At 71.9% G+C, this 19913-nt stretch carries 17 protein-coding genes; 11 read left to right on the forward strand and 6 right to left on the reverse strand.

From position 1 onward, the window contains the following. Positions 1-25: 25 nt before the first annotated feature. From ACFVYF_RS03840 to ACFVYF_RS03850, 3 genes are all read left to right on the forward strand, one after another. Positions 26-1063, forward strand: coding sequence for a rod shape-determining protein (locus ACFVYF_RS03840; protein ID WP_389450220.1), 1038 nt, complete (start codon positions 26-28; stop codon positions 1061-1063). A gap of 26 nt (positions 1064-1089) precedes the next feature. Then, positions 1090-2520 carry a GAF domain-containing protein gene (locus ACFVYF_RS03845; protein ID WP_389450223.1) on the forward strand — a complete coding sequence of 477 codons (1431 nt, stop codon included), beginning with the start codon at positions 1090-1092 and terminating at the stop codon, positions 2518-2520. Between the two features lie 185 nt (positions 2521-2705). Continuing rightward, entirely contained in the window at positions 2706-3455 is a 750-nt protein-coding gene (locus tag ACFVYF_RS03850; RefSeq protein WP_389450226.1) for an SDR family NAD(P)-dependent oxidoreductase, read from the forward strand. 10 nt (positions 3456-3465) lie between these two features. On the opposite strand, the gene ACFVYF_RS03855 is transcribed toward ACFVYF_RS03850, so the two are convergent. From ACFVYF_RS03855 to ACFVYF_RS03865, 3 genes are all read right to left on the reverse strand, one after another. Then, positions 3466-4584 carry an HTTM domain-containing protein gene (locus ACFVYF_RS03855; protein WP_389450229.1) on the reverse strand — a complete coding sequence of 373 codons (1119 nt, stop codon included), beginning with the start codon at positions 4582-4584 and terminating at the stop codon, positions 3466-3468. Continuing rightward, positions 4574-5167, reverse strand: coding sequence for a DUF5819 family protein (locus ACFVYF_RS03860; RefSeq protein ID WP_389450232.1), 594 nt, complete (start codon positions 5165-5167; stop codon positions 4574-4576). The genes ACFVYF_RS03855 and ACFVYF_RS03860 overlap by 11 nt, the downstream gene beginning before the upstream one ends. A 277-nt stretch (positions 5168-5444) precedes the next feature. After that, positions 5445-6755 carry an ice-binding family protein gene (locus ACFVYF_RS03865; RefSeq protein WP_389450235.1) on the reverse strand — a complete coding sequence of 437 codons (1311 nt, stop codon included), beginning with the start codon at positions 6753-6755 and terminating at the stop codon, positions 5445-5447. A gap of 868 nt (positions 6756-7623) precedes the next feature. Here ACFVYF_RS03865 and ACFVYF_RS03870 point away from each other — a divergent pair. Further along, entirely contained in the window at positions 7624-8523 is a 900-nt protein-coding gene (locus ACFVYF_RS03870; protein WP_389450238.1) for a helix-turn-helix domain-containing protein, read from the forward strand. A 12-nt stretch (positions 8524-8535) separates the two neighbouring features. Here ACFVYF_RS03870 and ACFVYF_RS03875 read toward each other — a convergent pair whose 3' ends face one another. Both ACFVYF_RS03875 and ACFVYF_RS03880 read right to left on the reverse strand, forming a co-directional pair. Continuing rightward, positions 8536-8736 carry a hypothetical protein gene (locus ACFVYF_RS03875; RefSeq protein ID WP_389450241.1) on the reverse strand — a complete coding sequence of 67 codons (201 nt, stop codon included), beginning with the start codon at positions 8734-8736 and terminating at the stop codon, positions 8536-8538. A 194-nt stretch (positions 8737-8930) separates the two neighbouring features. Beyond that, a complete protein-coding gene (locus ACFVYF_RS03880) occupies positions 8931-9452 on the reverse strand; it encodes an Asp23/Gls24 family envelope stress response protein (RefSeq protein ID WP_389450244.1) in 522 nt (173 codons plus the stop codon). A gap of 611 nt (positions 9453-10063) precedes the next feature. On the opposite strand from ACFVYF_RS03880, the gene ACFVYF_RS03885 reads away from it, so the two are divergent. The 3 genes from ACFVYF_RS03885 to ACFVYF_RS03895 all read left to right on the forward strand — a co-directional run bounded on the left by ACFVYF_RS03885 (position 10064) and on the right by ACFVYF_RS03895 (position 12281). Further along, positions 10064-10729, forward strand: a complete 666-nt coding sequence (locus ACFVYF_RS03885) for a hypothetical protein (RefSeq protein WP_389450247.1) — start codon at positions 10064-10066, stop codon at positions 10727-10729. After that, complete coding sequence (locus ACFVYF_RS03890) at positions 10726-11487, forward strand: ANTAR domain-containing protein (protein ID WP_389450250.1); 762 nt, start codon at positions 10726-10728, stop codon at positions 11485-11487. Before ACFVYF_RS03885 ends, ACFVYF_RS03890 begins: the two co-directional genes overlap by 4 nt. A gap of 77 nt (positions 11488-11564) precedes the next feature. Then, positions 11565-12281 (forward strand): GAF and ANTAR domain-containing protein, encoded by a 717-nt coding sequence (locus ACFVYF_RS03895; RefSeq protein WP_389450253.1) that lies wholly within the window; start codon positions 11565-11567, stop codon positions 12279-12281. Positions 12282-12612: 331 nt separating this feature from the next. Here the strand turns inward: ACFVYF_RS03895 and ACFVYF_RS03900 are convergent, their stop codons facing one another. Next, positions 12613-13482 (reverse strand): UbiA family prenyltransferase, encoded by an 870-nt coding sequence (locus ACFVYF_RS03900; protein WP_389450256.1) that lies wholly within the window; start codon positions 13480-13482, stop codon positions 12613-12615. Between the two features lie 150 nt (positions 13483-13632). Here ACFVYF_RS03900 and ACFVYF_RS03905 point away from each other — a divergent pair, with 150 nt between their 5' ends. The 4 genes from ACFVYF_RS03905 to ACFVYF_RS03920 all read left to right on the forward strand — a co-directional run bounded on the left by ACFVYF_RS03905 (position 13633) and on the right by ACFVYF_RS03920 (position 19690). Beyond that, positions 13633-14700, forward strand: a complete 1068-nt coding sequence (locus ACFVYF_RS03905) for a type III polyketide synthase (protein WP_389450259.1) — start codon at positions 13633-13635, stop codon at positions 14698-14700. A 44-nt stretch (positions 14701-14744) separates the two neighbouring features. Next, entirely contained in the window at positions 14745-15275 is a 531-nt protein-coding gene (locus ACFVYF_RS03910) for an isoprenylcysteine carboxyl methyltransferase family protein (protein ID WP_389450262.1), read from the forward strand. Further along, positions 15272-16285, forward strand: coding sequence for an NAD(P)/FAD-dependent oxidoreductase (locus ACFVYF_RS03915; protein WP_389450265.1), 1014 nt, complete (start codon positions 15272-15274; stop codon positions 16283-16285). The genes ACFVYF_RS03910 and ACFVYF_RS03915 overlap by 4 nt, the downstream gene beginning before the upstream one ends. 357 nt (positions 16286-16642) lie before the next feature. Continuing rightward, the gene (locus tag ACFVYF_RS03920; protein WP_389450268.1) at positions 16643-19690 is read left to right on the forward strand and encodes a BTAD domain-containing putative transcriptional regulator; all 3048 of its coding nucleotides are present in this window, start codon (positions 16643-16645) and stop codon (positions 19688-19690) included. The last annotated feature ends 223 nt before the right edge of the window (positions 19691-19913 follow it).

Below are 19913 nucleotides of genomic sequence, written 5' to 3' on the forward strand. Positions count from 1 at the left end.
GTCTGTGCTCTCGGGAGGAACCGCCATGACCGGCAGTCTGGATCAGTTGCGCCGCTGTCACTTCGCCGTCGACCTCGGAGCGGCGCGGACCCGCGTGTACGTGAAGGGCGCCGGGCTGGTCGTCGACCAGCCGAGTGCCGCCGCGATCAACACCAAGACGGGCGCGCTGATCGCGGTCGGCGAGTTCGCCGAGAAGATGACGGGCCGTACCCCCCACTACATCCGTGTCGTCCGGCCGGTGTCCGGCGGCACGGTCGTCGACATCGAGATGGCCCAGCGCATGCTGCGCCAGCTGCTCGGCGACAAGATCCGCCGCACCCTGCGCCGCAAGCCCCTGCTGCGGGCCGCCGCCTGCACCCCGCACGACGCGGACCCGCTGGCGCAGCGCGCGGCGATCGAGACCCTGGTCGGGCTGGGCGCACGGCGGGTGGAGCTGGTGGACACGCTCATCGCGGCCGCCGTCGGCTGCGGCCTCCCGGTCGAGCAGCCCGAGGCCACCATGGTCATGGTCTGCGGGGCGGCCGCCACCCAGGTCGCCGTGCTGTCCCTCGGCTCGATCGTCACCGCCGAGCGCATTCCCGTCGGCGGCGAGGCCGTCGACCACGCGATCGTGCAGCACCTGCGCCACCAGCACGAACTGATGCTGCCGAGTCAGTCCGTACGACCGCTGCAGCTCGCCCTGTCCGGGAACGGGCTCACCCCGCACGGGCCCGCCTCCACCGAGATCCACGGACGGGACGTCGCCACCGGCCTCGCCCGTTCCGTACAGGTCGACACGGCCGCCGTACGCGATGCCATCCAGACCCCGCTCACCGCCGTGCTGGACGGCATCGGCAAGGTGCTGCGCGGCTGCCCGCCGGACCTGGTGGCCGACCTCGCCGACCGCGGGATCATGATGGTCGGCGGCAGCGCCCTGCTCCCCGGGCTCGACCAGATGCTGCGGCAGGCGACGGGCATGCCGGTGCACATCGCCGAGCGGCCGGACATCTGCGCGGTCCAGGGCCTCGGTTACATGCTGGAGGGCAAGATCGAGCCGCTGGTCCTCGACCCGCTGGCGGGCTGACCCGCCGGCCCGCGGGGAGCCCGCGCATGACCGACCCCGTCCCTCGTCTCCCCTCCCTGCTGGAGGCGGTCCTCAGTGTCGGCACCGACCTGGAGCTGCGCGCCACGCTCCAGCGGATCGTGGACGGCGCGGCCGAGCTGACCGGGGCCCGCAGTGCGGCGCTGGGGATGGTCGACCCGGGGCACGACGGGCTGCTGGAGATCCGTACGGCGGGTATGCCCGAGACCGACCGGAGCCTGGTCGGGCGGACGGACGACTCCCTGGGGGTGCCGATCCGGGTCGACGACGAGGTGTTCGGGAACCTCTGTCTCGCCGAGAAGCGCGGCGGCCCGTTCACGGACGAGGACGAGCAGTTGCTGCACGTCCTGGCCGCCCAGGCGGGCATCGCGATCGGCAACGCCCGGCTGTACGAGACGGCACGGCAGCGCGAGCGCTGGATCGAGGGTGCCGCGGCCGTCACCAACGCCCTGCTGAGCGGGGTGGCCGCCGCCGACGCGCTGATGACGGTCGCCGAGCGGGCCCGGCTCCTCGCCGACGCCTCCGCGGGGGTCATCCTGCAGCCCACCGACGAGGGCGGCATGGAGATCGTCACCGCCTCCACGCTCGACGACCCGGGAGACCTGGTCGGCACCATGATCGAGCCCGGCAGCCCGGTGCTGGAACAACTCCTGGGCGGCGAGCCGGTGTTCGTCGAGGACTCCGCGACGGACGCCCGGATGACCACCCGGGTACGCCACCGGTTCGGCCCGAGCATGCTGCTCCCGCTCCAGACGGCCGGCCGGCTGATCGGCACCCTCGCGCTCCCCCGCCGCCGCGGCGACCGCCCCTACACCTCGGTGGAACGGCTGCTCGCCACCCAGTTCGCCTCGCAGGCGGCGCTCGCCCTGGTGCTGGCCGACACCCAGCACGGCCGGGAGCGGCTCGCGGTCTACGAGGACCGCGACCGCATCGCCCGCGACCTGCACGACCTGGTCGTCCAGCGGCTCTTCGCGACGGGCATGATGCTGGAGTCGACCCAGCGCCGCAGCACGGACGACGACGTGAGCGAGACCCTCGGCACGGCGGTGGACGAGCTGCAGTCCACCATCCAGGAGGTCCGCACGGCGATCTTCGCCCTGCAGCAGCCGCCCGCCGACGCCCCGACCACTTTCCGCGGCAAGGTGCTGCGCGAGACGGCGGGCGCCGCCGCGGTCCTCGGCTTCCAGCCGTCCACGCGTTTCGTGGGCGCCGTGGAGAGCCGGCTGTCCGAGCCCGTCGCCGGCCATCTGCTCGCCGCTCTGCGCCGCGCGCTCGCCGCCACGTCCCGCCGTCCCGGTGTCTCCCGCATCGAGGTGACGGTCGACGCGACGGCGACGCTGCCGGACGGCCGCCCCGGGGCCCGTCTGACGGTGTACGACGACGGGGCCGCGGACGACGGGAGCCCGGCCACGACGGAGACCTGGCAGTCGCCCCTGTGAGCCGCCCGCACCCCATGGCCACCCCCCGCCCACTGCTGCACACGGCACCCGCCCGCGAGAACCCCCGCCCCGCGTCGGGCCCTTGACGGCGGATCACGCCCTCCGTAGCGTCACGCCCGATACGTACACCTGACCACAGTTCACATCCAGGAACCTGTACGAGGAAGAGGCGAGCGCGGATGCCCATGCTCCAGCGACGTGTGGTGGTGTCCGGCGGCGGCACCGGGATCGGCCTGGCGACCGCGCACGCCTTCGCCGCGGACGGCGACCGGGTAGTGCTGCTCGGCCGGCGCGAGGACGTGCTGCGCAAGGCGGCGGAGGAACTCGACGCCCGGCACGGCGAGTCGACGGCGACCTGGTACGCGGCGGACCTCTCCGTCCCCGAACAGGTCACCGCGGCCACGGAGTTCATCACCGCCGACGAGACACCCGTCGACGTGGTCGTCGCCAACGCGGGCGGCAACGTGGCCCCGTCCCACGACGGCACGCTCGCGTCCGTCGCCGACAGCTACCGCCGCAACTTCGACGCCAACGTCCTGACCGCGGTCCTGCTCACCGAGGCCCTGCTCCCCCATCTGCGCCGCCCCGGCGCCCGCATCGTCCAGGTGTCGTCCATCGCGTCCCTGCGCGGCCCCGGTTCCTACGGCGGCTCGAAGGGCTGGATCAACACCTACACGTACGACCTCGCCCAGCGCCTCGGTCCCGAGGGCATCACGGCGAACGCCGTCGCTCCGGGCTTCGTCGGCGACACGGAGTTCTTCGGCGACCGCGCCACCCCGGAGTTCATCGCCTCCCGCGTGTCCCAGTCCCTGACCGGCCGCCCCGGCAGTCCCGCGGAGATCGCCGCCGCCATCCACTACCTGGCCTCCCCCGAGGCCGGTTACATCACGGGCCAGCTCCTCCACATCAACGGGGGTGCGGCGCTGGGCCGCTGAGGCCCGTCCCTCAGCGGCTCGACGGGGTGAGCTGCGACGGCACGAGTGCCGGCTCGCCGCGGGCCGAAAGCCGCGCCGTTCCGCCGTCGGTCCCTCGGCCGGTGCGCCGCCACAGTCGTCCCGCCGCCCGGTAGAAGCGGTCCGGCAGGAACACGGCGTCCGCGATGATCATCGCGCCGGAGAACAGCGGGAGTCCCATGAGGACGGCGATGCCCACGTGCATGCCCAGCAGCATGGTCAGCACCGGGTATTTGAGCCGTCCGAACAGGACGAACGGGAACGCGACCTGCAACAGCACGGTCAGATAGCAGGCGACGGCGATCAGCGCGTCGTGCTCGTCCGCCATCAGGGAGAGCTCCGGCCAGGGCCGGAACAGGTCGAGGTTCAGGACGTAGTGCAGGGCGGTCCCGTTCCCCCATGAGCCGCCCTGCACCTTGTAGAGACCCGCGGACCCGTAGAGGAAGCAGACCTGGGCCGCGATGACGAACATGCCGCAGTTGTGCAGCACCGCCGTCAGGGTGCGGCGGGATTCCCGGAGCGGGGCCGCTCGCCGACTCGTCGGCGTGCGCGCCGCCCTGCCGTCCGAGGCCCGGAGCCGGATTCGGCGCGCGTCCAGGGACCAGCGGCGGCCGCAGGCGGTGAGGACCAGGTACATGGCCATGAGGAGGATGAGGTTGTCCCCTCCGTCGGTCATGAAGATCGCCCTGGCGTGGAACGACGCGACCACCACGGCGAACAGCACCGAGACCGCCCTGGTCCGCCAGCCCAGCAGGAACAGCAGGGATGTGATGAGGGCCAGCGCGTAACAGGCCTCGAAATAGACCCGGTTGTCGGACAGGGTCAGGATGCTGGCCCATCCCGTCTGGTCGAACAGCTGCCTCGCCAGCCCGGGCGTCCACGGTGAACCGGGACCCCAGATCTCGTCGCGGTGCGGAAACTCCCGCAGCAGAAAGACGAGATAGAGAAATCCGTATCCGATACGCAGGACCGCCGCGGCGTAGAGGGAGACCGGCCGCTCGGTCAGGACGGTGAGAACCGCACCGATCCGCTCCGGCACCCGGTGCGGCACGCCGGTGTCCGACCCTTCGGGGATACGACGCCGCGCTGCGAGTGGCTGCTCAGTTTCCATGGGAGTCCACCTTCCACCAGGGCAGGTTCCGCGTTTCCGCGGGCTTCGGGGCAGCGGCGCCCGGGTCGGCGCCGTACGCCGCGGCGGGTGCGGCGATGGGCACCGTGACGACCCGCAGCTGGACGCGCTCGACGGTGCCGCCCGAGCGGGCGGCGAGACGGTCCGCCGCGATGTTGGCCAGGTATTGCTGCATCATCAGCGCCCGTTGCGAGCGTGGCTGGTCGTCACCCCCGTGGGTGTCCAGATACGAGCTCCACGCGCGCCGCAGCATGTTCTGGCTCGTGTGACTCGGGAAGGGGTTGTGCCGCACCGCGGCGTTGTCGACGGCGGTCAGGTCGAACCAGCCGGTCACCCGGGTGCTGCCGTCCGGGGCGGTGTACAGGGTCCTTGCCGAGATCCGCCGGTTGACCGACTCGGGGTCCGGCGCGAAGAGCCGCCAGTTCTGCTCGAACAGGGGGTAGACCCATGCGTTGATCTGGCGGCTGTACTGCCGGGAGACCGGGTTCGGTGGTGCCACGTGCAGAAACACGAGGAGGACATGGACCAGCGCGGTCGCCAGACACACGACCACGGCGGCACGCACTCCCGCCTTCAGGAGGATGGGCGGAGGCTTCGAAGGCTCTTGGGACGCGAGGGCCCCACCCCTTCGGTCTCCTTGCGCCGCCGGCTCGGCACCGATCCGGTCCGGTTCGTCGACATCCACCGTTTCCACACCGTCCTGCACGGCCCCGCCCGGCCTGTCCGTCCTGGCTTCTCTCACTGCTTCTCCTGAGATTGCGCCAACGGCGCGCGACGGAATCGACAACGATCCGTCGCGCGCCGCTCGTCCTGCTCGCCTCGTCCTGCTCGCTCGAGGGGAGTTAGGCAGCGTTCCTGTCGTGACCTTCGTAATCGCCGCCGTAGCCCTCGGACTCGCCGGGCTTGCCTTCATCGCCGCCGTATCCGCCGTGGCCTTCGGGCTTCCCACCGTGATCGTGGCCGCCAGGCTTCCCGCCGTGATCGTGGCCGCCGGGCTTCCCGCCGTGATCGTGGCCGCCGGGCTTCCCGTCATGGTCATGGCCGCCGGGCTTGTGGCCGTGACCGGGGTGGCCGGTGCCACCTGTCTCACCGCCGGTGCCACCGCTGTTGCCACCGCCGGTGCCACCGCTGTTGCCACCACCGGTGGTTGCACCCGTGGTGCCGCTCGTAGTAGCCCCCGCGACGAGGCCGCCCAGGGCGCCACCCGTGGTTCCGCCCGAGGTCAGGACGCCGCCGAGAAGGCCGCCCAGGACACCGCCGGTTCCGCCACCCGTCGGCACACCCGCAATGGCACCGACCGTGGTGCTGCCCGTGGTGCCCGTTGTCGTACCGCCTGACGTGGCACCGGCGATCACACCGCCGGTGACCAGCCCACCGGTGGTTCCACCGGTGCCGCCGGCGGCACACGTACCCCGGTTGATCGTGTTGTTGTCCAGCGTCACGGCGCCGGTGCGGGCCAGCGCCCTGCCGTCGATGGTCGTTCCCGTGGTGACGGTGATCGACTCCTGGGCCATGATGGTGCCCACGAAGGCGCCGTTGGTGCCGAGGGTGGCCGAGCTGCCGATCTGCCAGTACACGTTGCACGGCGAGGCGCCGTTGACGAGGGACACGTTGCTGCCGGATGCCGTCGTCAGCGTCGAACCGATCTGGAAGACCCATACGGCACTGGGGTCGCCGTGCGCGTCGAGCGTGAGCGTGCCGGTGATACCCGCGGAGATGGGCGCCTTGTAGACCCCCGGGTTCAGCGTCCTGCCACCGAGCTCCACGGGGTCGGGAGCGGTGGGATACGTGACGTCAGGCGCCTGTCCGGCGGCGTTGTTGTACGCCGTGACCAGGTCGCTCTTGGCCTGGAGCGCCTCCGCGTCCGCGGAGTGCAGGGCCCCGGCCAGCGTGCCGGGCGGGAACCCGATGACGGCCGTTCCCGGATGCACTCCGAGGTTCCCGGTGATCGACGAGGGCCCGGTGTTGGTGACTTGCGAACCGGCCAGTACGGCGAAGCTGCTCGCCGTACCCAGAGGTACGGGTGTGGCAACGGCGCTGGCGCGTGTCGGCGTCAGCGCGAGTACGACAGCGGCGATCGCCACGGCCGCAACCGCCGCGAACCACACCGACATGGCGCGCCGCAGCGGCGCATCAGGGATATTCAGCGTCATCGAGGGGGCCAACTCCTGTGAGGGGGCAGTGCCATTGCGGCGGTTCTCGGTCGCAGGGAATCGCCTGTTTTGTGTCGTTGGCATATTACGCAGGAAGAGAATCCAGGAAGGATTCATCAGATGACTCCGCGGAAATCGACGAGCCAACTGCGAAGTGCATAGGAATACTTAATGGGCCGGATGGCGTCGACCCCCTGCCCCGGAAAGGAACGCGGGGAATTCGCCGGAGGGCAACTCTCCCTACGAACCGCCCGGACGCCGGCCGACGGAAGGGAAGGGGCGCCGGAGGGAGACCGCTCAGCCCACCTGCACGAGGGCGGCGAAAGCGGCCGCTTCACGGCTTTCACCAGTGGCGGATCGCTTGATGATCCAGCAAGGGACCGGGCACGGCCGACCCCGCCGAAGGGCGGCTTCAGCTGCTGTGATCACGCGGCCACGCCCACACATTCGGCGCATGGCGGCCGCAGAGGAACAAGCGGTTGGCGCCACACGCGAGCAGGCCCAAGCCGTACCCGTGACAGTAATATTGAATTCCGGGCTGATTCACTCTCGCGTGCGTTCGCCCCGACGGGTCACTCCGGCGTGTTTATGCCCGAGTCATTGCCTCATTCGCCAGGGTGCCGACGGGTGCGGAAATGACGTGTTCCGGATGCGGTCCGTCCCCCTGCGGGAAACCGCTCTCCCCGACCATGCCCCGCCAACGCCCTTGCCGAAAAGCCGAGTTCACTTCCCCATTACGCCGGACAGGTGAACTCCGGCAGACGATCGCGCACGGCCACGGCAGGGCAGTACACAATGCGCTGACTGAATCTGATCTTGGCAGGCTGCCCACCAGCAGAGGGCCCAGGGAGCCGGAGGCACAACGCCCGTGGCGGCGAACATCAACCCCACCGTCAGAAAGCGCGATCTGGGAGCCGAGCTCCGCCGGCTGCGGAAGGCCAGCGGTCTGACGAGTACACAAGTCGCAGAGCGACTCCTCGTCTCCCAGCCCAAGATCAGCCGGCTGGAGAACGGCCAGCGCGCCATCAGTCCCCGCGATGTGCGCGACCTGTGCACGATCTACGGGGTGACGGACCAGCAGGTCGTCGACTCACTGATGCGGATGGCCAAGGACTCCGGGCAGCAGGGCTGGTGGAGCGCCTACGGCGACCTCCCCTACAGCACCTACATCGGCCTGGAGACGGACGCTGTCTGCATCCACGCCTACGAGCCCACGGTGATCCCGGGCCTGCTGCAGACGCCCGCCTACGCCCACGCGGTCATCGAGAACACGATCCCGCTGGTCACCGTCGACCAGGCCACCACGCGCCTCAGGGTGCGGTTGCGCCGGCAGCACCGGATCTACCACCCGGCCCGCCCGTTGCGTCTGTGCGTCGTCCTGGACGAATCGGTACTGCACCGCGTCGTCGGCGGCCCCGACATCATGCGCGAACAACTGGAGCACCTGAACGCGCTCGGCGCCGAGCCGCACATCACCGTGCAGGTCATCCCCTACGACGTGGGGGCCCACCCGGGCCTTTCCGGGCAGTTCTCCATCCTGAAGTTCGCCGACAGTCCTGACGCGGGGGTGGTGTACCTGGAAGGGTCCACCAGCCACGTCTACCTGGAGAAACGATCCGACCTGCAGCACTACGGCACCACATACGACCGCCTGCAGGCCCTGGCCCTCGATGCGGACAGCACCCGCCACTTCATCGCCGACATCATCAAGGCCCACATCGACGCGGAGAACCCACCGCTCCGTGGCAGCGAGTCCACACGGCCATAGCCGGCCGGGCGCTCAGCCCTGGAGGAGCGCCGTGATGCCGCCCGCCAGGAGGAAGACCCCGCCGGCGATGGCGATCCCGGCGAGCGCGGTGAGGACGGCCGGCCGCAGGATCACCGACGAGGACGACGGGGCCGCGCCGAGCTGCCTACGGCGGAGACCGAGCGCCCGTCCACCGCCGAGGACACCCATCAAACCCATGATCAGGTACAGCATGCGTGTCAGCCCTCCAGGCTGTCGGGTGGCTCCGCGAGCTTGACGATCACGGAGGGCGCGTCTCCTTCGGAAAGCGGATCCGAGCCATCTCGGTCCCGAAGGCGCGCGTCCACCATAGGAGGACTCGGCACGAGGGGACGGAACACCGCACCGCCCGCCGGGCCGCCACGCCAGGCGTCGGTCGACGCGAGCCCCTAGTGCACCCGTTCCTCACCCGTCTCCGGTGTGTCCTCGTCCGGACCCGTCTCCGGTGTGTCCTCGTCCGGCAGGTGTACGTCGTTGACGGCGATGTTGACTTCGACGACCTCCAGGCCCGTCATCCGTTCCACGGCCGCGATCACGTTCTCGCGGACCTCCGCGGCGACCTCGGTGATGCTGACGCCGTAGGCGACGACGACCTGGAGGTCGATGGCGGTCTGCTTCTCGCCGACCTCGGCCTTGACGCCGCGTCCCGCGCTCGCGTGGCCGCCCGGGACCCGGTCGCGCACGGCTCCCATGGTGCGGGTGAATCCGCCGCCCAGTGCGTGGATTCCGGGGATCCCGCGTGCGGCGATCCCGGCGATCTTCTCCACCACACCGTCGGCGATCGTCGTCCGGCCGCGGGTCTCCGCAGGTTCCTGAAGACCGGGCCGTGAGACCTGCAGCGTCGTCCCCGCGTCCGTGCGGGACTCGTCAGGATCAGGGGTCGGCAGGGTCGATCCGTTCGGCTCCGTCATGCGAAGCCACCTCCTCGGGCAGTCGGCGGGACTGCCTTACCTGAGCGGCTGTTCGCCGCCGCTTTCGTACCGCAGGTCCAAGTGCCGTACAAGGCACCGGACATGATGCGCCACCACGCTGTGCCGCTGTCCACATCCTGAGATGGGGCGGCTTCGGACCGTCTGCCGCACCGCGCGAGGACTATGCTCCTGTGCAGGCGTCCCAGACCCCGGCGGCTTGTCGTTTCGCGACACAGATGGCTGCGGGGAGCGGATCTTTCGTCCGTCACCCGGCGCATCCCTGGCGAGAACCGGCCGGCTCCTCCGTCCTGGTGCACAGGGCCTCGGACCGGCAGTCGCTCCGCCTCCGCCGACCGTACGCCCCTGCCGACAGCGCGCCAAGAGGGGCCGGGAAACCCGGCGTCCCCACCTCGCTGTCGGATGTTCCTCTGAACCGAGGCGTCATGCCCCTCCCACAGCTCGCCGTCTACCGTCACGACCGACGGAACCGGGCGCTGATCACCCTGTCCGTTCTTGCTTCGCGACCTTCCGCTCGGGCGTCTGTCACCGGCTCCCGGGGAGGCGCACGCCCCGGCCGCGCCGCTGGTGGCCGTCCTGTCGAGCGATGTGCGATGACCGCCCAACCGGAGCAGAGGCAGCCGTACGCGTTGCGGGCAGGCGAGCCGGCCACCATGGAAGCGGTCCGATTGCGCCGTCTGAACCGCTGGCCGGCGCAGGGCCTGGGCGAGGAGCTGGCGGATCTGTACCTCGAATCCCACGAGGCGTCCGTCCCCGCGGCGTACCGCGCCCGCAGCCGCCAGGACTTCCTGCACCGTCTCACCGGCGACATCCGACGGCCGGGTTTCGCCATGGTGATCGCGGAGACGGACCACCTGGTGGGTGGCGCCTACGGGTTCCCGGTGGGCAGTGACGGCTTCTGGGGGCTCGGGTTCGACGGAGCAGTGCCGCAGAGCATCGAGCAGCTCACCGGCTCCGGCGGCGTCTTCGCGATCACGACCACCCTGGTCCGCCCGCATCCGCAGGACCGGGAGGTGGCCCGCCGCCTGCAGGAACGGCTGCTGAGTGACCATCAGGCGTCCCTCGGCGCCACCTTGGTGGACCAGGACGATCACCCGACCCTCGCGGCGCTCCGCTCCTGGGGATGGCTGGACATGGGAGAGGTGTGGCGGCCGACGGGCCCGACCACGTTCCGTGCTCTGGTCCTCCCCCGCGGGGAACGAACCGCGGCGCGGATGGAGGGACTGGCGCACGACGCCTGGACGCGGTGGCGCGGATGAGCTCCGGGAGCCGCTCGTCCCGTATCCAGGTGCTGGTCGCCGAGCAGGCGGCCCGACGCGGTGCCCGGGTCGGCGTGGTCGATGTGTGCACCGCGGCGGTGGCCGCGCTGCCGGTCGGCGGAGCCGGGGTGTCGGCGATGTCCAGGACCGCCACGAGCCACCCGTTGTGCAGCACCGACGACATCAGCGAACAGCTGGAGGAGCTCCAGCTCACCCTGGGTGAGGGGCCCTGTGTGGACGCCTTCGCCCACGGGTCGGCCGTCCTGACGCCCGATCTGCTGACCGGCGCGCTGCAGGAGAACTGGACTGTGTTCGCCGACGCGGCGCTGGCCGCCGGAGCACGCGCGGTCTTCGCACTCCCCCTGCAGATGGGGGCGATCAGCCCCGGAGTCCTCGACCTGTACGCCAACGTCCCCACCGTGCTGGACACCGAGGAACTGGCCGACGCGCTGGCGTTCGCCGATCTCGCCACGCTGCTCCTGCTCGACGCGCGGATCGACGGGACGCGCGCGCCGGCCGACGCGGCACTGGCACAGCGCGGTCTGGAGGACCTCGGCGGATACCGGGCGGAGATCGACCAGGCCACCGGCATCCTCACCGTCCAGCTCGCCGTCGGCCTCGACGAGGCCTTCGTCCGCCTCCGCGCCTACGCCTACACACAGGAACGCAGGCTCGCCGACGTGGCCGCCGACGTGGTGGCCCACCGGCTCCGCTTCTCGCCCGACGCCGAACTGGGACGGCCCGACGACCACACTTGACCTGCCGGCCAGGGCCGACGAACACGCCGCACCTCTCGCCCCTCCCGGCGGGACCCGTCTCAATCGAGGGTGTCACGATGAATCAGCAACTCCTGGCCAAGACCTTCGTCGAGCTGGCGGACAACCTGGTCGCCGACTTCGACCTGATCGACTTCCTGCGCCTGCTGACCGATCGCTGCGTGAGCATGCTCGACGCGAGCGCCGCCGGGGTGCTGCTCGCCGACCGGGACGGCAAACTCCGTGTGATGGCCGCCTCCGACGAACAGGTGCGCCTGCTGGAGCTCTTCCAGCTCCAGAACGACGAAGGCCCCTGCCTGGAGTGCTTCCGCACCGGGACACCGGTGATCGTCCCCGATCTGGTCCGGGAGGTCGGCCGATGGCCGCGCTTCGCCACGGCGGCTCACCGCAGTGGGTTCGGGGCCGTCCAGGCCCTGCCGATGCGGCTGCGGGACGAGACCGTCGGCGCCCTGAACCTCTTCCGCGCCACGCCCGGTCCGTTCGACCCGTCCGGCACGCCCATCGCCCAGGCGCTGGCCGACGTCGCCACCATCAGCCTGCTGCAACAGCGCTCCAGTCAGCGCAGCACCGTCCTCAACGAACAGCTGCAGACCGCGCTCAACAGCCGTGTACTGATCGAACAGGCCAAGGGCAAACTCGCCGAACGCCAGAACGTCGACATGGAACGGGCCTTCACCGCACTGCGCGGCTACGCCCGTGCCCACAACCGGCGCCTGTCCGATGTGGCCCGCGCCTTCATCGACGGCTCCGAGCCCTTCCCCGGCCTGGCCGCCTGATCAACGTCGAGGGACGGTCACTGTGCGACAGGCTCCGGCTCGACGGTGGTGGGCCGCTGCCGGGAAGATCGCCGCCGTCGCGTCAGGACACGCCCAACAGGTTTCCCTGGCATACGAGTTGGCACCACGCCGGCCCGGCTTGGGTCAACGTTTCACAGACGGCGCCGGCGGGCCGAGACGTAGAAGACCGCCCGGCCGCCGTCCCGTACGCGCGAACCCACCTTCCGCTGAGGGCCCCTGGACAGCACGGCGCGGGCACCTCGCCAGAGCGCCATGGCGGCGAAGCCGACCACCAACGCCCGCGGGTTCCGTACGATGCGAGGCGGCGCGGTCAGGCGATCCCGGTGCCGCGCAGCAGCAGCAACGCCACGTCCACCACCGCCACGGCGACCGCTGCCGCGAATGCCACCGGCTCCCAGCGGCGACCCAGCACCGTCCCCGCCACCGCGACCAGGCCGGCCACCGCGAGCGCCGTCACTCCCCACCTGCCGGGTGGTCCGGCGGGCCCCAGGGCCAGCACTGCGGACGCGGCCACCAGCGGCACCGGCAGCAGCAGTCGCGCGCCGTCCGGGCCCAGTCGGTGCGGCCATCCCCGTACGCCCGTCGCCAGGTCTCCGCGGATGTCCGGCAGCACATCGCCCAGATGGGAGCCGACTCCGAGCAACGCCCCGGCGGTGACGACCCACCAGGCCGGCCACGGCTGCCCCGGCAGCCCCAGCGCGACGAACGCCGGGAGCGCGGCGAAGCCCATCGCGTACGGCGCCCAGGACCAGGCTGTCGCCTTGAGCCGCAGGTCGTACGCCCATGCCGCGGCCACTCCGGTCAGGTGAACGGCCCCCGCCCACAGGCCACAGGCGAGCGAGAGCGGTACGCACAGCGCCAGCGCGGCGAACGCGGCCACCCAGACCTCCGTCACCCCGACCGTGCCGTCGACGACGGGTTTGCCACGGCGGCCGGCGGCGATGTCCCGGCGCGCGTCGAACGCGTCGTTGCACCAGCCGACGGACAGCTGCCCGGTCAGCACGGCGGCGGCGGTCAGGACGGCACGCGCGGTGCCCTGGCCCGCGGTGACCGCCAGGGTGGTCATCAAGGCGGTGACCGCCACGACAGGCCCGGGGTGGCACGACCCGGCCAGGCCGGCCACCCGGCCGGCCCAACTCACCTCGGGGCCGCCGGTCGTCGAGTGCTCGGGAGTGCCCACCCGGCCGATCGTAGGCGCCCGGGCCCCACCCGGCCGGAGCAGGCGTTCTCCGGGGCGAGCGGCCGGACGGGCGATTCGTGGTGCCGAAGGCCCGGTCCGGGGAACAGGTGGGAAGCAACTCATCCGAGTCGGTAACCGGACGGGACCCACATGACGCGGATCGCCGCTGTTCAAGGTGCCCTCGCACCCCACCGTCGCATCCAGTCCGAGATCACCGACATGGTGGCCCGCACCTGCCTGCCCGAAGGCACCGACCGTCGGGTCCTGGACCGGCTGCACCGCAGTGCGAAGGTCCACTCGCGCCATATGACGCTGCCGCTCGAACGGTATGCGGAACTGGACGGATTCGGCGCCTCCAACGACGTCTTCATCACCGCCGCCACCGACCTGGGCGCCAAGGCCGTCCGGGACGCCCTGCACGCGGCCGGTCTGTCCGCGGGCGACGTGGATCTGCTGATCTTCACGTCGGTCACCGGTATCGCCATCCCCTCGATCGACGCACGCCTGGTCGGCCGCCTCGGACTGCGACCGGACGTCAGACGGCTCCCCCTGTTCGGCCTGGGCTGTGCCGGTGGCGCCGCCGGCCTGTCCCGTATGCACGACTACCTGCTGGGCCGGCCCGACCACGTCGCGGTGCTGCTGTCCGTCGAGCTGTGCTCGCTCACCTTCCAGCGCGACGACGCCTCCATGGCCAACCTGGTCGCCACCGGACTGTTCGGCGACGGGGCCGCCGCGGTCGTCGCCTGCGGCGCGAACCGTCCGGGCCGCCCGGACGAGACCGCGGGCCCGACGATCGTGGACACCCGCAGCCACCTGTATCCGGACACCGGGCGCGTCATGGGCTGGGACATCAAGGACACCGGCTTCCAGGTCGTCCTCGATCCGCAGGTTCCCGATGTCGTACGCCGTTACCTCGCCGACGACGTCGAGGGATTCCTCGGCGACCACGGGATCAAGCCGAGGGACGTGACCGCCTGGGTGTGCCACCCCGGCGGCCCCAAGGTCCTCGAGGCCGTCACCGAGGCGCTCGACCTGCCCGACGACGCACTTGACGTGACGTGGCGCCACCTCGCCGACGTGGGCAACCTGTCCTCGTCGTCGGTGCTCCACGTCCTGCGCGACACGCTGGCCGAACGCCGCCCGCCGCCGGGCACCCCGGGTGTACTGCTGGCCATGGGGCCGGGCTTCGCCTGCGAACTCGTCCTGCTGCGCTGGTAGTTCGCCCCGCCGACGGACACCAAGGACATGAGGACAGTGGACACATGATCTGGTACGTACTGCTGGTGGCCGCCGTCGCCGGCGAGCGCGTCGCCGAACTCGTCGTCGCCCGCCGCAACGAACGGTGGAGCACCGCCCACGGCGCGACCGTGGCCGGGCAGGGCCACTACCCGGCGATGGTCGCCCTGCACACCGGTCTGCTGGTCGCCTGCCCTGCCGAGGTCTGGCTGGCCGGCCGGCCCTTCGTACCCGCCCTGGCCTGGCCGATGCTGGCCGTGCTGGCGGGCGCGCAGGCGCTGCGGTGGTGGTGCATCCACACCCTGGGGCCCCGTTGGAACACCCGGGTGATCGTCGTACCCGGCCTGCCACTGGTGACGCGCGGCCCCTACCGGTGGCGGTGGCTGCGGCATCCGAACTACGTGGCCGTCGTCGCCGAGGGCGTGGCCCTGCCGCTCGTCCACACCGCCTGGGTCACCGCGGCGGTGTTCACGGTGCTCAACGCCGCCCTGCTGAGCGTGCGCATCCGCTGCGAGAACCGGGCGCTCGCCGCGGCGGTCGCGCCGGCGTCGGCATGATCGACGTACTGGTGGCCGGTGGCGGACCGGCCGGGCTGGCCGCCGCCATCCACGCCGCGCTCGCCGGCCTGGAGGCCGTCGTCGTCGAGCCCCGGACCTCGCCCGTGGACAAGGCCTGCGGAGAAGGAGTCATGCCCGGTGGTGTCGCCGCGCTGCGGGCACTGGGCGTCGAGGTCACCGGCCGCGAACTGCGCGGCATCCGCTACGTGAACGGCGCCACCAGCGCCGAAGCGTCCTTCCGCGGCGGCAACGGGCTGGGAATCCGCCGTACGGCACTGCACTCCGCACTGCACCGGCGCGCGCTCGGCCTCGGCGTGCGCATGCTGCCGGGCAAGGTCGGCGAGGTGCGCCAGAGCGCCGACGCGGTCACCGCCGCGGGCACCACGGCCCGTTGGCTGATCGCCGCCGACGGCCTGCACTCCCCGGTGCGCCGCAGCCTGGGCCTGGACCTGCCGGCCCGGCCCCACGGCCGCTACGGACTGCGCCGGCACTATCGCGTCGAGCCGTGGACGGACTTCGTGGAGGTCCACTGGTCCAGGCACGGCGAGGCCTACGTGACGCCGGTCGGCGACGACCTGGTGGGCGTCGCGGTCCTCAGCCGCAGCCGTCGCGGGTACGACGAGCACCTGGCCGGCTTCCCGGGCCTCACCGCGTCACTGCGCGGCCCGGCCGCGACGGAGGTACGCGGCGCCGGACCGCTGCGCCAGCGGGTACGGCGCAGGGTCGCGGGCCGGGTCCTGCTCGTCGGCGACGCCGCGGGTTACCTGGACGCCCTCACCGGCGAGGGCGTCGCCCTCGCGCTGGCGACGGCCGGAGCCGCCGTCCGCTGCCTGGCCACCGGACAGCCGGCCGCGTACGAGCGTGCCTGGACCCGGCTGACCCGGCGCCACCGGCTCCTGACCGGGGCCCTGCTGGCCGCCGGCCGCCGCCCTGGCACCGCCCGCCTCATCGTCCCCGCGGCGTCCCGGATGCCCCCGGTGTTCTCAGCCGCGGTCCACGCGTTGCAGTAGTGCCTTGCCCATCGCCGCGCCGGAAGTGAACGGGGAGAGTCGGGCCCGGCCGCCCGGCGGTTCCCCGCCCGCGAGGGGCACTTCACCGTCCCGCGGGCGCGGCGGGCTGGTCCTCGTGGCGTGGGCGGTGCCCCCGGGCCGGAGGGCCCGGAGCGGTCGTAACCCTCGGCGCCCGCACGGCTGTTCAGGCGCGCTCAGCTGCGCCGCACGTGGCGAGAAACCGGCTCGGCGGCCGTGCATGTTCGACTACGGACGGTGGAAAGGTAGTTATGTTCAACGGACAACGAGCAGGTCACATGGGGCCGCCTGGCCTACGGGGGAATCAGCAGCGCCTCACCATGAGTTGGAGCACCGACCATGCACACCACCCCCCACGTGCATTTCCACGTCCTCGGCCCCCTGGAGATCTGGGACGGCGAGAGGCGGATCAAGCCAGGTGGTCCTGTCAACGAACGCGTTCTGGCCATGCTGCTGCTGGAAGCGGGACGGGTCGTCCCCGTCTCGCGGCTGATCCAGGCGGCCTGGGACGAGGAGCCTCCGTACACGGCGGTGCACCAGATCCGCAAGGCGATCGCCGGACTGCGTCGGCGCCTGCCGTCCGGGCACCAGCTCATCACCACCGAGCCGCCCGGCTACCGCGCGGTGCTCGGCGACGGCCAACTGGACCTGCGGATGTTCGACATCAGGATGCGCCGGGCGCAGGACGCGCGCGCCGATGGCCTTCCCGACAACGCTGTCATGCAGCTGAAAGCCGGACTGGACCTGTGGCGGGGCCCCGTCCTCGGCGGTGCGGGCGGCCCCGTCATCGACGCCGCGGCGGCCGCATGGGAAGAGCGGCGCCTGGCCGCCACCGAACAGGTCTTTGAGCTGCGGCTCGAGCAGGGCGAGGCGAGCGGGCTCATCGGCGAACTGCGCGAGGCCGTCACCGCGCATCCCTACGGGGAGGTCCTCCGCGGCCAGTTGCTGCTCGCCCTCTACCGCGCCGGACGACAGGCGGAGGCGCTGGAGGAGTACACGCGACTGCGGATCTCGCTGGCGGAGGAGATCGGCATCGACCCCGGCCCCAAACTGGCCGCCCTGTACGAGGCGATCCTGCGCGGCGACCCGGAGCTCGACGCTCCGCCGGCCCCTCAGGACCGACAGGACACACAGGAGCCACCGTTCGCGGTCCCCGAGACCGCTCCGTGCACGCTGCCGTACGACCTGGCGGACTTCACCGGACGCCAGGAGGAGATACGCCGGCTCACCGCCGCGCCCCCCGCTCCCGGTGACCGCACCAGCCCGCACATCCTCGTCGTGGACGGAATGGGCGGAAGCGGCAAGACGGCCCTGGCCGTGCACGTGGCCCACCAGCTGGCCGACCGCTACCCCGACGGACAGCTCTACCTCGACCTGCGCGGGTTCACCGCGGACGAGGAACCGCTGTCGCCGGCGACGGCGCTCGGCGTACTGCTGCGGGCGATGGGGGTGTCCGGGAAGTCCGTGTCCGAGTACTCGCTCAGCCGCTGCGCGCAGTGGCGGGTCACCAGCGCCCACCGCCGGCTTCTGCTGATCCTGGACAACGCGGCGGACGCGGCGCAGGTCCGCCCGCTGCTGCCCGCCTCCCCCGGCAGCCTGGTCCTGATCACCAGCCGGGTCGGGCTGCCCGAACTGGAGGGCGCCCAAGGGCTCTCCCTGGGTCTGCTGACCGACGAGGACAGCGTCGAACTGATGAGCCGCATCCTGGGTGCCGACCGCGTGGCCGCCGAACCGGACGCCACCGCAAGCCTGGTCCGGTTGTGCGGCCGGCTTCCGCTGGCCCTGCGGGTCTCCGCCGCCCGGCTGCGCAAACGCCCCCACTGGACGTTGCGTCACCTGGCCGACCGGCTCGGCGACGACACCCGCATCCTGGGCGAACTGGAGTCCGGTGACCGCAGCGTCGCGACGGTCCTGGGCATGTCGTACGACGCCATGAAGCCCGAACACCGCGCCCATTTCCGGCTGCTGAGCCTGCATCCGGGGACCGACTTCACGGCGCCCGTCGCCGCCGCCCTCCTGGACACCGATCCGCACAGCACCGAGCGGATCCTGGATTACCTGCTGGACGTGCACCTGCTACTGGAGTTCGAGTTCGGCCGGTACTCCTTCCACGACCTGGTGCACAGCTTCGCCCGGACGCTGCCCGCGGACGACGCCGAGCAGCGTGGCGCCGCGGTGCTGAGACTGGCCGGGCGCATGCTGACCGACCTGGAACGGGCATGCGACGCCCTGTTCCCCGGCCGGGTGCGCTACGGCAACGCCCCGGCGGCCGACGACGACACGAAGACGCCTGCCCTGGAGCCTCAGGAGGCGCAGCGGTGGTTCGCTCAGGAGTGGCGCAACGTCGTCGCCGTGGTGCACCTCGCCGACCAGTACGGCCTGCACTGGCACGCTGCCTGGCTCAGCCGCGGCATCGGCTTCTACCTGCATACCCAGAGCTACTTCTCCGACTTCGAGCAGACGGCCCGCCTGGCGGTCGACAACGCGCGCAAGGAGGGCGACCCCGAACTGCTGTGCATTTCGCTGATCAACCAGGCGGTCGCCCAATGGCATCGCGACCTGTTCCAGGAGGGCATCGCCTCCTCCGAGGAGGCCCTGGAGATCGCCTCCGGCCTCGCCGACCCCCGCACCGAGGCGGCCTGCCTGAGCCGGCTCGGCGTGCTGTGCACCAGCGTGGGGCGGCTGGAGGACGCTGTCGAATATCTGGTACGCGCGAGTGAGGCGCACCGCGCGCTGGGCTCCGCGCGGGAGGAGGCCCAGGCCCTGGCCAACCTGTGCTTCGCCCGGGAGCGTCTGGGGCGGCTGCCCGAGGCCGTGCGGGCCGGGCAGCGGGCCTCCGCACTGGCCTGGGGCACGGGTGACGCGGGCATCGAGGTGACCGCGCTGGCCAATCTGTCACTGGCCCAACTGGGCCTGGAGCGGGTCGAGGACGCGGCCCGCTGCCTCGCCCGCGCCCGGGCACTGTGCGAACCGCTGCGAGCGCCGGCGCTGACCTCCCTGGTGCTGTGCAACCTGGCCGAGGCGGAACTGAGGGCAGGGCGGCCGCACACGGCTCACGAGCACGGGGCGGCAGCGCTCGACCTGGCCCGCGGCCACGCCTCACGGGCCCGGCAGGCCGCGGCCGAGAACACGCTGGGCCGGGTCGAGGCGGCGCGAGGAGAACACCGGCGCGCCGTGGACCGCCACCGGGCGGCGCTGGAGCAGGCCACGGCCATCGGATTACGGACAGAGACCGTCCGGGCCCACCGCGGCCTGGCCGAGTCCTTGCGGACCCTGGGGGACACGGCCGCCGCCGACTGGCACGCCCGCGCGGCCCGCGAGCACGCCGCGGCGATGGCACTGCCCACGGACACGGTGGCGGACCCGGTCGCCGCACCCGGAGCGTGACGCGGCCGGGAGCGGCGTCCGGAGCATGTTGCGGCCCGGGCGCGGCGACCGGAAAGGGACGCGGCCGGGAGCGGCGACCGGAAAGGGACGCGGCCGGGAGCGGCGACCGGAAGGGGACTGTGGGCGCCGGGAGCGGCGACCGGAAGGGGACTGTGGGCGCCGGGAGCGGATGTCAGGGCACGGAACCGGCCGCAACATCCGGCACGTGCACCCGCGCCGCCGG

Origin of the sequence: Streptomyces sp. NPDC058274, from assembly GCF_042881375.1 — a bacterium.
GTDB lineage: Bacteria > Actinomycetota > Actinomycetes > Streptomycetales > Streptomycetaceae > Streptomyces.